The organism is Geomonas diazotrophica, assembly GCF_018919385.1.
Classification (GTDB): domain Bacteria; phylum Desulfobacterota; class Desulfuromonadia; order Geobacterales; family Geobacteraceae; genus Geomonas; species Geomonas diazotrophica.
This window is the reverse complement of record NZ_JAHLMF010000005.1, coordinates 247,833-262,813: the sequence shown is the minus strand read 5'-3', so window position 1 is coordinate 262,813 and position 14,981 is coordinate 247,833. Positions and strand designations below refer to the sequence as shown.

Here is a 14,981-nt window from a genome sequence, read left to right as displayed (position 1 = left end):
AAATCTACCGAAGCCACAGGTAACCCATGACCAAGAAGTGTCTAGCGCTCCTTTTCCTGCCCCTGCTGATCAACGCCTGCGCCACCGAGCAAGCTTCGGTTTCGTCACCGCTGACCGAACTGGGCGCCGTCATCGCCCCGACTCCTCCCCCCGGGGAAGCGAAGAACCTGTCGCTCTTCGCCATGGCCAGGCTGCGCGCGTCCGAAGGCGACCAGGATGGCGCCCTGCTCCTGCTGCGTGAGGCGATCGCCGCCGATCCCACCTCCGCCTTTCTGCACAACGCCTCGGCGCAGATCTACCTGCAGCAGAACCGTCCCGAGGACGCGCTCACCGAGTGCCAGGCCGCCATCGCCATCGAGCCCAGTTCGCTCCCGGCGCAGCAGTTGTGCGGCAACATCCTGATGAGCCTGCAGCGCGAGAAGGAGGCGGTCCAGTACTACAAGAAGGTGATCGAACTCGACCCGTCCAAGGAAGAGGTCTACCTGCACATCGCCATCTACTACCTGAAAAGTTTCGAGTACGAGCAGGCGGTGGACACGCTCAAGGCGCTGGTGAAGGCGTCCCCGGAGTCGGCGCTCGGGTACTATTACCTCGCCAAGACCTACGAACAGATGCGGCTCCCCAAAGAGGCGCTCGTCTACTACAAGAAGGCCGTCGAACTCAAGCCCGACTTCGAGCAGGCCCTGATCGAGATGGGGATCTCCCAGGAGACCCAGGGGCTCATCCCGGACGCCATCGACAGCTACAAGGATCTCCTCGAGATAAACCCCAACAACGCCAACGTGATCCAGCACCTGGCGCAGCTCTACATCCAGCAGAAGCGCCTCGAGGAGGCCCTGGCCCTGTTGCAGCAGAAGGGGGGGAAGTCGCTGGAAACCTCGCGCAAGATCGGCCTGTTGATGCTCGAACTCGAGCGTTACGACGAGGCCATCAAGACTTTCCAGGACATCCTCGCTGTCGAGCCCAACGCACAGCAGGTCCGCTTCTACCTCGCCTCCGCCTTCGAGGAGAAGGAGGACGTGGACCAGGCCATCCTCGAGTTCAAGAAGATCTCGCGTGAGTCCCCTTACTACCTGGATTCCCTTGGGCACCTGGCCTACCTGTACAAGGAAAAGGGGCAGCCGGAGAAGGGGGTCACCCTGCTCCTTAAGGAGATCGGGGACGAGCCTTCCCGCATCGAGCCCTACCTGCACCTGGCCGGCTTCTACGAGTCGATGGAGCAGTACCAGCGCGGGATCGACACGCTGAAAACGATGGATCCAAAGCTGCAGTCCGATCCGCGCGTGCTGTTCCGGCTCGGCATCCTCTACGACAAGATGGGGCAGAAGGAACTCTCCGTCACCATGATGAAGAAGGTGCTCGAGGCGACTCCCGACGATCCCCAGGCGCTCAACTACCTCGGCTACACCTACGCCGAGATGGGGACGAACCTCGAGGAGGCGCTGAACTACCTGAAAAAGGCGGTGAACCTGAGGCCCGACGACGGGTTCATACTGGACAGCCTTGGATGGACCTACTTCAAGCTCAAGCGCTACAACGAGGCGATCGCGCAACTGGAGCGGGCCGCGGAGCTCTCCGACGGCGACGCCACCGTGCTTGGGCACCTGGCCGACGTCTACTGCGCCACCCACGCCTTCAAGAAGGCGCTGCCGCTCTACAAGAAGCTGCAGAAGATGGAGCCCGAGCAGAGCGCCGAGCTCGCCGAGAAGATCAAGCATTGCCGCCAGGAAGCCGGTGAAAAATGAGCCTTGCCCGCGCTGTCTGCCTCCTGCTCCTCCTCCTGGTCTGCGCCGCCTGCGGGCAGGATGCACCCTGGAATAAGGCGCAGGTGCAGGGGGGATCGCAGTTCGTCACCGGGAGCATCGGGGAACCCTCCAACCTGGTCCCGATCCTCGCTTCGGACAGCTCCTCCAGCGACATCTCGGGGCTTGTGTACAACGGGCTGGTGCGCTACGACAAGAATCTGAAGCTCGAAGGGGACCTGGCCGAGTCGTGGGAGGTTTCCCCTGACGGCCTCCGGATCACCTTCCACCTGCGGCGCGGGGTGAAGTGGCACGACGGCCACGACTTCACCTCGCGCGACGTGCTCTACACCTACCGCGTCACCGTCGATCCCAAGACCCCGACCGCTTACGCCGAGGACTTCAAGCAGGTGCAAAGCGCCCAGGCCCCGGACCAGTACACCTTCCAGGTCACCTATGCGAAGCCGTTCGCCCCTGCGCTCGCCTCGTGGGGGATGCCGATCCTGCCGGCGCACCTCCTCGAGGGGAAGGACATCACCAAAAGCCCGCTCTCGCGCAACCCGGTCGGTACCGGCCCCTACATCTTCAAGGAGTGGGTCCCCGGGCAGAGGCTCGTGCTGGAGGCGAACCCGAACTACTGGGAGGGGGCGCCGCGCCTGGCCCGCTACGTCTACCGCATCATCCCCGACAACTCCACCATGTACATGGAACTGAAGGCGGGCGGGGTCGACATGATGGGGCTCTCCCCGGTGCAGTACCAGCGCCAGACCACCGGCAAGGAGTTCCTGGCGCGCTTCAACAAGTACCGCTACCCGGCGTCGGCCTACACCTACATGGGCTATAACCTGCGCCTGCCGATGTTCCAGGACGTCAGGGTGCGCCGGGCCATTACCTGCGCCATCAACAAGGAAGAGATCATCCAGGGTGTGCTGCTCGGCATGGGGCAGATCGCGCATGGCCCCTACAAGCCCGGCACCTGGGCCTACAAATCCAAGGTGGAGAACGATCCGGCGTACGACCCGGCGCGCGCCAAGGCGCTTTTGCAGGAGGCGGGGTACCGCATGGGGGCGGGGGGCATCCTTGAGAAGGACGGCAAGCCGCTCAGCTTCACCATCATGACCAACCAGGGGAACGATCAGCGTCTTAAATGCGCCCAGATCATCCAGATGCGCCTGAAAAAGGTGGGGATCGACGTGAAGATCCGGGTCATGGAGTGGGCCTCCTTCCTCACCAACTTCATCGACAAAGGAAAGTTCGAGGTGGTGCTCATGGGGTGGACCATCTCCCAGGACCCCGACCTGTACGACGTCTGGCACTCCTCCAAGACCGGGCCCAAGGAACTGAACTTCATCCACTACCTGAACCCGGAACTCGACCGGCTCATCGTAGAGGGTCGGGGCACCTTCGACATGGGCAAGCGGCGCGACTGCTACTACCAGATCCAGGAGATCCTGGCCAAGGACCAGCCCTATACCTTCCTCTACGTGCCTGACGCGCTGCCGGTGGTGACTTCCAGGATCAAGGGGATCGAGCCGGCTCCTGCCGGGATCATGCACAACTTCATCAAGTGGTATGTGGACTGACCGGTTCTCGGAACCGGAATAGACATGCTCTCGCGGGTTTGACGAGGATATTATTTGGCGGCAGCACCGCCTGAGCGGTGCACGATCGACGACAACCGAAACGGTGACATAACGTGCCGCTGTGGAGCGGCCAACCGGAACTCGACGGGCTCATCCAACACTTCAGACACCTATGGCCAACTACCTGATCAAAAGGATACTGATGCTGATCCCGCTGCTGCTGGGGATCACGCTGATCACCTTCACGGTGATTCATCTCGCGCCGGGCGAGCCGGTGGAGATGCAGACCGCCATGAGCCCCAAGGCTTCCGCCGCGTCCAGGGCACGGCTGCGCGAGTTCTACGGGCTGGACAAGCCGCTGCACGTACAGTACGGCATGTGGCTTTCCAACCTCTCGCGGCTTGACTTCGGCCGCTCCTTCGCGCCGGACAACCGTCCGGTGCTGGACAAGATCAAGGAAAGGATCCCGATCACCATCTCGCTCAACGTGATCGCCCTGATCCTCGAGTTCGGCCTGGCGCTCCCGATCGGGATCATGGCCGCGGTGCACCGGGACACGCTGCTGGACCGGGCCATCTCCGTGTTCGTCTTTGTCGGCTTCGCCGTGCCCACCTTCTGGCTGGCACTTCTATGCATGTACCTCTTCGGCGTCAAGCTCTCCTGGCTGCCCATCTCCGGCATCCACTCGCTTGGGAGCGACCAGTGGTCCTGGTGGTGGCGCACCCTGGACCTGGCCAGGCACCTGGTGCTCCCCATCGCCATCGCCACCTTCGGCAGCCTGGCCGGGCTGTCGCGCTACATGCGCTCCACCATGATAGAGGTGCTGTCGCAGGACTACATCACCACGGCCCGGGCCAAGGGAGTGCGGGAGCGGGTGGTGATCTACCGCCATGCCTTGAAGAACGCGCTCCTCCCGGTGATCACGCTGCTCGGCTTCTCGCTTCCGGCCTTGATCGGCGGCAGCGTCATCTTCGAAACCATCTTCTCGATCCCCGGGATGGGGCAGCTTTTCTACCAGGGTGTCATGGCGCGCGATTACCCGCTGGTGATGGGAATCCTGGTGATCGGCGCCTGCCTTACCCTGATCGGCAACCTCTTGGCCGACCTCTGCTACGCCCTGGCGGATCCCCGCATCAGGCACGGGAGGGGATGATGAGGCTGAACGGCAGATTGAGATTAAGATTAAGATTGAGAACGGCAACCACGTTCGGTGGCCGGGGGTGCCATGCGTGACCAGGTGAGCAGCCCATACCGGGAGTTCTGGCAACGCTTCGCCAGCAATCGTTTCGCGACTGCGGGGCTGGTCGTGATCGCGGTCCTGTTTCTGCTGTCCGTGGCGGCAGGCCTGGTGACCCCGTACAGCCCCGACACCATCGACGCATGGCACGTGCTGCTCCCCCCCTCCGGGAGCCACTGGTTCGGCACCGACGAGTTGGGGCGCGACGTCTTCACCCGCGTCGTGTACGGCGCCCGGGTATCGCTTAAGGTCGGCTTCGTCGCGGTCGGCATCGCGGTGGTCATCGGCACGGTGATCGGCCTCTTCGCCGGCTTTTACGGCGGCTGGGTCGACTCGGTGCTGATGCGGCTGGTCGACATCATGCTCTGCTTCCCGACCTTTTTCCTGATCCTCGCCGTGATCGCCATGCTGGAGCCTTCCATCTGGTACATCATGGTGATCATCGGGCTCACGGGCTGGATGGGGGTGGCGCGCCTGGTGCGCGCTGAGGTGCTCTCGCTGAAGAGCCGCGACTTCATCCTGGCTGCGCGGGTGCTGGGTGCGTCGGATTCGCGCATCATCTTCCGGCACATCCTTCCCAACGCCCTGTCGCCGGTGCTGGTTTCCGCGACCCTCGGCGTGGCCGGGGCCATCCTGACCGAGTCGGCCCTCTCTTTCCTGGGGATAGGCGTGCAGCCGCCGACGCCGAGCTGGGGCAACATCCTGACCTCGGGCAAGGACTACATCGAGTTCGCCTGGTGGTTGTCGCTGTTTCCCGGTGTGGCCATCCTGGTCACCGTGCTTTCCTACAATCTGGTAGGGGAGGGGATCCGCGACGCGCTCGACCCGAGAAGGCAACAAGGCTAGAAAACGTTCTGCTTTCTACGTTTTTCGATCTCGTGCCGGCTGCAGCCTGATTCCGTAGGGCCGCTGCGGCAGGATGCTGAACGTCGGAGCCGTTGACGCAGAACGTAGAACATAGAACGTAGAACATGTTTAAGACAAGAGGAGCACATGGCCGAGCTTTGCGAAGAAGCATTCGACGTATTGAAGGTTGATAAAAGGGACTTCGTGCCGACGACCCTCGAGGACGAGGTGCGGGTGGATAAGCTGGTGAGCGACCTGCTGCACCGCTTCTACGAGGAGATACAACAAACGGGCATGACGCCGGAGCAGGCGACGGCTCTCGCGGGCGCGGCGGACTACTTCACCCGCGACTTCGTGGTCTCCATCAAGGGACGCAGCATCTTCGACGAACGCCCCGGGATCGTGCGCCAGTTCGCCGGCAACTGGTACATCGTCAACACCATGGAACCGCTGGCCAGCGAAATTGAGGGGTACCTGGCGGGGGTCCGCGAATTCTACCGCTTCCTGTTCGGCCACCAGCTCATCTCGCTCAAGTTCCTCCAGGCCATCGAGGCGGAGTGCTCGGAACTCGACTACTACGCCGGGCGCATCGAGTCCTTCTGGGACATCGTGGGGGACGGGTACAACACCTGGGAGCGGGAGTGCACGCTCAAGGACTGAAACGCGTTCTACGTTCTACGTTCTTGGGGGGGGCGACGGTGCGGCAGTTGGGTGACGGGGAGTGGCAATGTCAGTAGGTGTCGCTTGGGCTGGGCGAATATTATTCGCCCCTACAGTCGCCCGGCAGCGTCGCCAACCACGAACTCTACGTTCTACGTTCTTTGGGGGTGCCGGTGCGGCAGTTGGGTGACCGGGAGTGGCAATGTCAGTAGGTGCCGCTTGGGCTGGGCGAATATTATTCGCCCCTACAGTCGCCCGGCAGTGTCGCCAACCACGAACTCTACGTTCTACGTTCTTTGGGGGTGCCGGTGCGGCAGTTGGGTGACCGGGAGTGGCAATGTCAGTAGGTGCCGCTTGGGTTGGGCGAATATTATTCGCCCCTACAGTCGCCCGGTAGCGTCGCCAACCACGAACTCTACGTTCTACGTTCTTTGGGGGTGCCGGTGCGGCAGTTGGGTGACGGGGAGTGGCAGTGTCAGTAGGTGCCGCTTGGGCTGGGCGAATATTATTCGCCCCTACAGTCGCCCGGCAGCGTTGCCAACCACGAACTCTACGTCCTACGTTCTTTGGGGGTGCCGGTGCGGCAGTTGGGTGACCGGGAGTGGCAATGTCAGTAGGTGCCGCCTTGGGCTGGGCGAATATTATTCGCCCCTACAGTCGCCCGGCAGCGCCGCCAACCACGAACTCTACGTTCTACGTTCTTTGGGTGGCGACGGTGCGGCAGTTGGGTGGCCGGGAGTGGCAATATCAGTAGGTGCCGCCTTGGGCTGGGCGAATATTATTCGCCCCTACAGTCGCCCGGCAGCGCCGACGACTCCCCGATATAGGCGCCGTGATGTGGGGGGGCTCTCCTTACCATCTCCCGAGACACCAAACAACCTCCGCCCCTGTAGGGGCGAATAATCATTCGCCCTGCCCAACCCGCCACCATGACTGCACTCGCCACTTCGATTCCAGGAGCCCGAACTGCTTGAAAGACCTCGTCGCCATCGTCCGTAACCAACATCTCTTTGCTCCCGGCGAGACCGTGGTTGTGGCGGTCTCGGGGGGGGCTGATTCGGTGGCCCTCCTCGATATCATGACCCGGCTCGCGGACGAGCGCCTCAAGCTGATCGTCGCCCACCTGAACCACTGCCTGCGCGGCGCCGAGTCGGATACGGACGAGAAATTCGTGGCTGACCTCGCCACCCGCTACCGTCTCCCCTTCGTTGCCATCCGGGTCGACGTCGCATCGTTTGCCGCCGCCGAAGGACTTTCGCTCGAGGACGCCGGGCGCCAGGCGCGCTACGCCTTCTTCCACGAGGTGGCAAGGCGCCGTGGCGCCACCGGTATCGCGGTTGCCCATCACCTGGACGACCAGGCGGAGACGGTCCTGATCCGCCTGCTGCGGGGCGCAGGTGCCACCGGCCTGAGCGCCATGAAGCCCAGTGGGGCCAACCTGGTAAAGCGTCCGCTGCTCAAGGTGAGCCGCGAGGAGCTTGAGCTGTACTTGAACGGCCGCGGCTTAACCTGGCGTACCGACGAAACTAACTCCGACACCGCGATCCTGCGCAACAGCATCCGCCACGAACTGGTTCCCGTCCTCAAAAAGTACAACCCGAGGGTCACCGAACGGCTGGCCGCCACCGCGGAGATACTCGCCGCTGACGAGGAACTCCTGGATCACCTCACCGTCAGCTCCTTCGACCGGCTCGCCTCCTCGGCAAACGATGAGGTGGTTTTCGGCATCGAGGCGCTGCTTCAGGAGCACCGGGGGCTGCGACTGCGCCTGTATCGCCACGGGCTGCACGAGCTGCGCGGGGACCTGATGTGCATCGCGCTCACGCACCTCGAGGCGATCGATCGCCTCGCTTGTTCATGTCGACCCAACGCCGGCTTGAAGCTCCCCGGCGACCTCCGCGTCGAGCGTTGCTACGACAGGCTCAGCTTCACCTGTGCCGCACCGTCGGCTCCAATGCAATGGGAACAGGACGTGCCGGGCGAGGGGAGCTACCGACTGGAAAACGGGATGACGCTTACGGTGCGCCGGGTGGAGCGTCCCGACGACCTGGCAACCGGGTCGAAAAGGATCGTCCACCTCTCGGCGGACGCGGCGCCGTTTCCCTGGCTCGTGCGCCCCTTCACCCCCGGCGACCGTTTCACGCCGCTTGGCATGACTGGCTCGCAGAAGGTGAAGGAGCTTTTCATCAATGAAAAGCTCCCCCTTCATGAGCGCAGCCGGGTGCCGCTCGTTTTCAGCGAGGGGGAGATCGTCTGGGTGGCAGGGGTGAGAGTCGCACAGAAGGGACGGGTAACCTCCACGACTGGCGCGGTTTTACGAGTCGAAATTCTTGATATTACACCTTAAAGCTCTTGTCAACCTGCACCCTTTATGGTAATCCTTTTTACTCATTTGAACGCTTTTTTCTTCGTTCTCATAAGGAAGCCGGCAATGGCGACCGTTCAACCAAGCAACGCGCGCTCTATGTCGTGGTAAACCAGCGTCAGATCGTGTCTTTGCAGCATACCGATTGATCGGGAGGAAACTTGAATCAATTTTATAAGAACTTGGCGCTCTGGCTTGTTATCAGTCTGATGATGATCCTGTTGTTCAACCTGTTCAACAAGCCCAAGCCGACCCAGGAAAAACTGGACTACAGCGACTTCATCGAAGCGGTGGAAACCGGCAAGGTGAAGAACGTGAACCGCCCCGTGGCCTCCGTGGTCATCCAAGGTAACGAGATCCTCGGCAAGTTCGCCGACGGCAAGGAGTTCAGGACCTTCAAGCCGGCCGACGCCAACCTGACCGACAAGCTGATCGAGAAGAAGATCGCGGTCTCCGCCCGCCCCGAGGAGGAGCATTTCTCCTGGTTCTCGCTGCTGGTCTCCTGGTTCCCCATCATCTTCCTGGTCGCGGTCTGGATCTTCTTCATGCGCCAGATGCAGGGAGGCGGCGGCAAGGCGATGGCCTTTGGCAAGAGCCGTGCGAAGCTCCTCACCGAGGCCCAGGGTCGCATCACCTTCGAGGACGTGGCCGGCATCGAGGAGGCCAAGGACGAGCTGGAGGAGATCATCTCCTTCCTGAAGGATCCCAAGAAGTTCACCAAGCTCGGGGGCCGCATCCCGAAAGGGGTCCTGCTCATGGGCCCTCCGGGCACCGGCAAGACCCTCCTGGCCCGCGCCATCGCGGGTGAGGCCGGGGTTCCCTTCTTCTCCATCTCCGGTTCCGACTTCGTCGAGATGTTCGTCGGCGTGGGGGCCTCCCGCGTGCGTGACCTCTTCGTGCAGGGCAAGAAGAGCGCACCGTGCATCATCTTCATCGACGAGATCGACGCAGTCGGCCGTCACCGCGGCGCAGGGCTTGGCGGCGGTCACGACGAGCGCGAGCAGACCCTGAACCAGCTCCTGGTGGAGATGGACGGCTTCGAATCCAACGAGGGGGTCATCCTGATCGCGGCGACCAACCGCCCCGACGTCCTCGACCCGGCGCTGCTCCGCCCGGGCCGCTTCGACCGCCAGGTAGTGGTACCGCGTCCCGACGTGAAGGGGCGCGAGATGATCCTCAAGGTGCACACCAAGAAGACCCCGCTCGCACCGGACGTCGACCTCGGCGTGATCGCTCGCGGCACACCGGGCTTCTCCGGCGCCGACCTCTCCAACGTGGTCAACGAGGCAGCACTCCTCGCCGCCCGCAAGGAGAAGAGCATGGTCGAGATGATCGACTTCGACGACGCCAAGGACAAGGTCCTCATGGGGGTCGAGCGTCGCTCCATGGTCATCTCCGACGAGGAGAAGAAGAATACGGCCTACCACGAGGCGGGTCACACCCTGGTCGCGAAACTGATCCCGGGCGCCGACCCGGTGCACAAGGTCTCCATCATCCCGCGCGGTCGCGCCCTGGGCGTCACCATGCAGCTCCCGATCGAGGACAAGCACAGCTACTCCCGCGAGTCGCTGCTGGACCGCATCGCCGTCCTCCTGGGAGGCCGCGTTGCCGAGGAGATCATCTTCAACTCCATGACCACCGGCGCCGGCAACGACATCGAGCGCGCCACCGACATCGCCCGCAAGATGGTGTGCGAGTGGGGGATGAGCGAGAAGCTCGGCCCGGTTTCCTTCGGCAAGAAGGACGAGCAGATCTTCCTCGGCCGCGACATGGCACACCAGAAGAACTACTCCGAGGCGACCGCCATCGAGATCGACCACGAGATCAGGCTCATCGTCGAGCAGAACTACGCGCGAGTGCAGGAACTGTTGAAGGGGAACCTTGACTCCCTGCACCGCATCTCCCACGCGCTCATCGAGAAGGAAAACCTGACCGGCGAGGAGGTCGACCGCATCATCGAGGGCAAAGAGATCGCTTCCGAGCCTGTCGCAGCCGACTGATGATCAAGGCGCAGGAGTGGGAACTGTCCCGCCGCACCCTGTCCCTGGAGCGTCCGCAGATCATGGGCATTTTGAACGTGACTCCGGACTCCTTCTCGGACGGGGGGCGCTTCTTCTCCCTCGAGGCCGCCGTGGAGCGTGCCTGCGAGCTTGAGCGGGCGGGTGCCGACATCATAGATATCGGGGGCGAAAGCACCCGGCCCAACGCTCCCGCCGTCACCCTGCAGGAGGAACTGGACCGGGTGCTTCCCGTTATAGAGGCGCTGAAGGGCCGGATCACCGCTCCGATCTCCATCGATACCTACAAGGCCGGGGTTGCTGAGGCGGCCTGCGCCGCCGGGGCGGAGATCGTCAACGACGTCACCGGTCTCATGTTCGATCCCGAGATGGCCGCCGTGGTGGCGGCAGCCGATGCCGGAGTCGTGGTGATGCACACCCGGGGCATGCCCGACACCATGCAGAAGGACACGGGCTACGACGACCTGATCGCCGATGTCAGGGCGTACCTGGAAGAGTCGATCGCCCTGGCGAGGAAAGCGGGAGTTCCCGAGGCGCGGATAGTGATCGACCCGGGGCTTGGTTTCGGCAAGAGCGTCCAGGGGAACCTGGAACTGATCAAGCGGCTCGAGGAGTTCCTGCCGCTGGGACGTCCCATACTGGTCGGTCCTTCCCGTAAGTCGTTCATCGGGGCCGTCACCGGCAGGGACGGGGTAGAGAGGGTATTTGGCACCGCTGCAGCGGTCGCTATGTCGATCGTGCACGGGGCCACCATCGTACGGGTGCATGACGTGGCTGCCATGAGGGACGTCGCCTTGATGACGCGGGCGCTCATGTAGCCGCACCCGGAAACCGGAAGCTCAGCTTCCCGACCGGTGCGGATGAATTCTTTCCTGCAAAACATAGGCATACTGCGGGACCTTCTGGACCTGTCGCTAGCGATACTGATCGTCTCCAGGCTGGCGCGACTGCTCAAGGGGGTGCTCGCGCTGCGCATCCTCGCCATCCTTTCGGGCCTCGTCGCCCTGCATCTTCTGGCGCGCTTCTTCTCCCTGCAGACCGTCCGGCTCATCGTCGACCTCATCCTCGCATCGTCCGTCGTGGGGCTCGCGGTCATCTTCCAGACCGACATCCGCAGGGCGTTCGCTACGCTGGCCAGAAGCCGCACCGAGAAGGACGTCGAGATGTCCGACGTGATCGACGAGCTGGTGTTCGCGGTGGCGGGACTGGCCCAGAAGAAGATCGGGGCGCTCATCGTGATCGAGCGGGCCATCTCCGTGGACAGCTACCTGGCGGTCGGCACCGATATCGACGCCAAGGTGACCAGCGAGCTGATCTCTTCGATCTTCCTGCCGTATTCGCCCATCCACGACGGCGCGGTGATCATACAGCACGGCAAGCTGACCAAGGCGGGGTGTTTCCTGCCGCTCACCCAGAACCTCGAGGTGAGCAAGAGCCTCGGGACCCGCCACCGCGCCGCCATCGGGCTCACCGAACTGGTCGACGCCGTGGTCGTGGTCGTTTCCGAGGAGACCGGCACCGCCTCGGTGATCGTGGCTGGCAAGAAGACCGATGTGATCGACATGCCCTCGCTGGGCAAGACCCTGCGCAGGCTGGTCGAGCCGAGGTGGCTTAAATGACGGCGCATGTCAAGGGACGCGAATGGCTCAAGGGGGTGAAGGTCCTCTCGGTGCTCCTGTCCGTGCTGATCTGGCTCAGCGTGATCCTGGAGCGTCCGGGCGAGATGCTGCTCGTGCTGCCCGTCAATCTGCACCGGATGCCGGCCGGGCTGAAGCTGGACGGGGCGGCCCCCGCCGAGGTCGAGGTGGTGGTGGCCGGGCCGCGCATTCTGCTGTTCCTGCTTCCCTTCCATCAGACCCGCTGCGACATAGACCTGGCGGGTGCGCAGCCGGGGCTGCAGCAGGTGTTGCTGAAAGAGGCCGAGTTCAACCTGGACCCGGAGATCAAGGTGGTACACGTGGCGCCGGCCACGGCGAGCTTCGTGCTGGCCGCCAGGGAGAAATAGTCACTTGCTTCTCTACCGGCTCTCCCTCCCGCTACGGGAGAGGGGAGACGAGTAACTGCAAACAAATCAATTAGAGGTGAAACTGATGAAGAAGCTTTTCGGTACCGACGGTGTCCGCGGAGTGGCCAACGTCTACCCGATGACGGCGGAGATGGCCATGCAGATCGGGCGCGCCGCCGCGTACATATTCAAAAACGGCAAGAAGCGTCACCGCATCGTGATCGGCAAGGACACCCGCCTCTCCGGCTACATGCTGGAGAGCGCCCTCATGGCCGGCATCTGCTCCATGGGAGTGGACGTCCTCCTGGTCGGCCCGCTGCCGACCCCCGGCATCGCCAACATCACCTCCTCGATGCGCGCCGACGCCGGCGTGGTCATCTCCGCCTCGCACAACCCCTTCGAGGACAACGGCATCAAGTTCTTCTCGCGCGACGGCTTCAAACTCCCCGACGAGACCGAGCTGATGATCGAGGAACTGATCTTCTCAAAGCGCATCGACTCCCTGCGCCCTACCGCGAAGGAGGTGGGGAAGGCCTACCGCATCGACGATGCCCAGGGGCGTTTCGTCGTCTTTTTGAAGAGCACCTTCCCCAAGGACCTCGACCTCTCCGGGCTGAAGATCGTGCTCGACTGCGCCAACGGCGCCGCCTACAAGGTGGCACCGGCGGTGTTCGAGGAGCTCGGGGCCGAGGTGATTTCTCTCGGCGTCAAGCCCAACGGCACCAACATCAACGCGGATTGCGGTTCGCTGCACCCCGAGGTGATGAGCGAGGCGGTGAAGCAGCACGGCGCCGACCTGGGGGTCGCCCTCGACGGTGACGCCGACCGCGTCATATTCGTGGACGAGTACGGCAACGTGGTGGACGGCGACAAGATCATGGCCATTTGCGCCACCGAGATGCTGCGGCAGGGGACTCTGAACAAGAACACCCTGGTCGCCACGGTGATGAGCAACATGGGGCTCGACATCGCCATGAAGCGTGCCGGCGGCGAGGTGATCAAGACCGCCGTTGGTGACCGCTACGTCGTCGAAGAGATGCTGAAGGGGGGCTACAACCTCGGGGGCGAGCAGTCCGGGCACATGATCTTCCTGGACCACAACACTACCGGAGACGGCATCCTCTCCGCGCTGCAGGTGCTCGCCATCATGCAGCGCCGCCAAAAGCGCCTCTCCGAGCTCGCCCTGGTGATGCACTCCCTGCCGCAGGTGCTGGTCAACGTGCGTCTGCCGCAGAAGACCGACGTGATGCAGATCCCCGAGGTAGCCAAGGTGATCAACGACGTCGAGGAGAAGTTGAAAGGGGAGGGGAGGGTGCTGATCCGCTGGTCCGGCACCGAACCGCTCCTGCGCATCATGCTGGAAGGCAACGACGAGGCGACTATCCGCAATTGGGCCAACGAGATCGCGCAGACCGCGTCCGATGCCCTGGGAGGTGAGAACCGTGGCTAGACTGGGAGTCAATATCGACCATGTGGCAACCCTGCGCAATGCGCGCGGTGGGGTCGAGCCGGATCCGGTGGCTGCCGCCGCCATCGCCGAACTGGCCGGTGCCGACCAGATCACCATTCACCTACGCGAGGACCGCAGGCACATCCAGGACCGCGACCTGAAGATCCTGCGCCAGACCGTGAAGACCAGGCTGAACCTGGAGATGGCTGCCACCGACGAGATGGTCGCCATCGCGTTGGCGGTTAAGCCGGAATGCTGCACCCTGGTCCCGGAGAAGAGGGCGGAGCTGACCACGGAGGGGGGACTCGACGTCAGGATCCACCAGGAAGCGCTCAAGGTCGCCATCGAGAAGCTGCAGGCGGGGGGGATCATCGTCAGTCTGTTCATCGATCCGGACCCGGACCAGATCAAGGCGGCCAACAAGATCGGCACCGATTACATCGAGATCCACACCGGTTCCTTCTCCGACGCCCCCACCTGGAAGGAAGAGAACCTGGAGCTGATCAAGATCGAGAACGCGGTGAAACTGGCCAGGAAGCTCGACATCGGGGTCAATGCCGGGCACGGCCTGAATTACACCAACGTGAAGAAAGTGGCGGCCATTGGCGGCATCGAGGAGTTCAACATCGGCCACTCCATCATGTCCCGGGCCATCCTGGTCGGCCTTGACCGCGCCGTGCGCGACATGTCCGAACTGGTACGCTACGCCTAAGGCAACCTAAGGGGACAGGCACCTGAGGAGCCGGTCCCCAACAGATCAACTAAAGGAGATGGAGATGGCGAGAGCTACAGCACGTCACATATTGGTGGCGACCGAGGAAGCCTGCGTTGCCTTGAAGAGCCGTATCGAAGCGGGAGAGGAGTTCGGGGAGGTGGCGCGCGCCAATTCCCTCTGCCCTTCGGGGAACCAGGGGGGACGTCTGGGCGAGTTCGGCCCCGGCCAGATGGTCGCCGAGTTCGACAAGGTGGTTTTCAGCGGCGAGGTCGGCAAGGTGCTCGGCCCGGTGAAGACCCAGTTCGGCTACCACCTGATCGAGGTGATGAGCCGCAAGGACTAGAAACCTCGCCCAAAGAA

At 63.0% G+C, this 14,981-nt stretch carries 13 protein-coding genes; all 13 read left to right on the top strand.

Going from position 1 to position 14,981, the window contains the following annotated elements; translation table 11 throughout:
- Positions 1-26 precede the first annotated feature (26 nt).
- The 13 genes from KOM00_RS07130 to KOM00_RS07070 all read left to right on the top strand — a co-directional run bounded on the left by KOM00_RS07130 (position 27) and on the right by KOM00_RS07070 (position 14,964).
- Positions 27-1,745 carry a tetratricopeptide repeat protein gene (locus tag KOM00_RS07130; protein ID WP_216498225.1) on the top strand — a complete coding sequence of 573 codons (1,719 nt, stop codon included), beginning with the start codon at positions 27-29 and terminating at the stop codon, positions 1,743-1,745.
- Entirely contained in the window at positions 1,742-3,325 is a 1,584-nt protein-coding gene (locus KOM00_RS07125; protein ID WP_216498224.1) for a peptide-binding protein, read from the top strand. Before KOM00_RS07130 ends, KOM00_RS07125 begins: the two co-directional genes overlap by 4 nt.
- A gap of 172 nt (positions 3,326-3,497) precedes the next feature.
- Entirely contained in the window at positions 3,498-4,478 is a 981-nt protein-coding gene (locus KOM00_RS07120) for an ABC transporter permease (RefSeq protein ID WP_216498223.1), read from the top strand.
- Positions 4,479-4,550: 72 nt separating this feature from the next.
- Positions 4,551-5,408: an oligopeptide ABC transporter permease gene (gene opp4C / locus KOM00_RS07115; protein WP_216498222.1), complete on the top strand. Its 858-nt coding sequence runs from the start codon at positions 4,551-4,553 to the stop codon at positions 5,406-5,408.
- A gap of 147 nt (positions 5,409-5,555) precedes the next feature.
- The gene (locus KOM00_RS07110; RefSeq protein ID WP_216498221.1) at positions 5,556-6,068 is read left to right on the top strand and encodes a hypothetical protein; all 513 of its coding nucleotides are present in this window, start codon (positions 5,556-5,558) and stop codon (positions 6,066-6,068) included.
- A gap of 970 nt (positions 6,069-7,038) precedes the next feature.
- Entirely contained in the window at positions 7,039-8,415 is a 1,377-nt protein-coding gene (gene tilS, locus KOM00_RS07105; RefSeq protein ID WP_216498220.1) for a tRNA lysidine(34) synthetase TilS, read from the top strand.
- A gap of 179 nt (positions 8,416-8,594) precedes the next feature.
- Complete coding sequence (ftsH, locus tag KOM00_RS07100; RefSeq protein WP_216498219.1) at positions 8,595-10,433, top strand: ATP-dependent zinc metalloprotease FtsH; 1,839 nt, start codon at positions 8,595-8,597, stop codon at positions 10,431-10,433.
- Entirely contained in the window at positions 10,433-11,269 is an 837-nt protein-coding gene (folP, locus tag KOM00_RS07095) for a dihydropteroate synthase (RefSeq protein WP_216498218.1), read from the top strand. Before ftsH ends, folP begins: the two co-directional genes overlap by 1 nt.
- A gap of 42 nt (positions 11,270-11,311) precedes the next feature.
- Entirely contained in the window at positions 11,312-12,070 is a 759-nt protein-coding gene (gene cdaA / locus KOM00_RS07090; protein WP_216498217.1) for a diadenylate cyclase CdaA, read from the top strand.
- Positions 12,067-12,456: a YbbR-like domain-containing protein gene (locus tag KOM00_RS07085; RefSeq protein WP_216498216.1), complete on the top strand. Its 390-nt coding sequence runs from the start codon at positions 12,067-12,069 to the stop codon at positions 12,454-12,456. The genes cdaA and KOM00_RS07085 overlap by 4 nt, the downstream gene beginning before the upstream one ends.
- Before the next feature lie 85 nt (positions 12,457-12,541).
- Positions 12,542-13,906 (top strand): phosphoglucosamine mutase, encoded by a 1,365-nt coding sequence (gene glmM, locus KOM00_RS07080; protein ID WP_216498215.1) that lies wholly within the window; start codon positions 12,542-12,544, stop codon positions 13,904-13,906.
- Positions 13,899-14,618: a pyridoxine 5'-phosphate synthase gene (locus KOM00_RS07075; RefSeq protein WP_216498214.1), complete on the top strand. Its 720-nt coding sequence runs from the start codon at positions 13,899-13,901 to the stop codon at positions 14,616-14,618. The genes glmM and KOM00_RS07075 overlap by 8 nt, the downstream gene beginning before the upstream one ends.
- A gap of 64 nt (positions 14,619-14,682) precedes the next feature.
- Positions 14,683-14,964 carry a peptidylprolyl isomerase gene (locus KOM00_RS07070; RefSeq protein WP_216498213.1) on the top strand — a complete coding sequence of 94 codons (282 nt, stop codon included), beginning with the start codon at positions 14,683-14,685 and terminating at the stop codon, positions 14,962-14,964.
- The last annotated feature ends 17 nt before the right edge of the window (positions 14,965-14,981 follow it).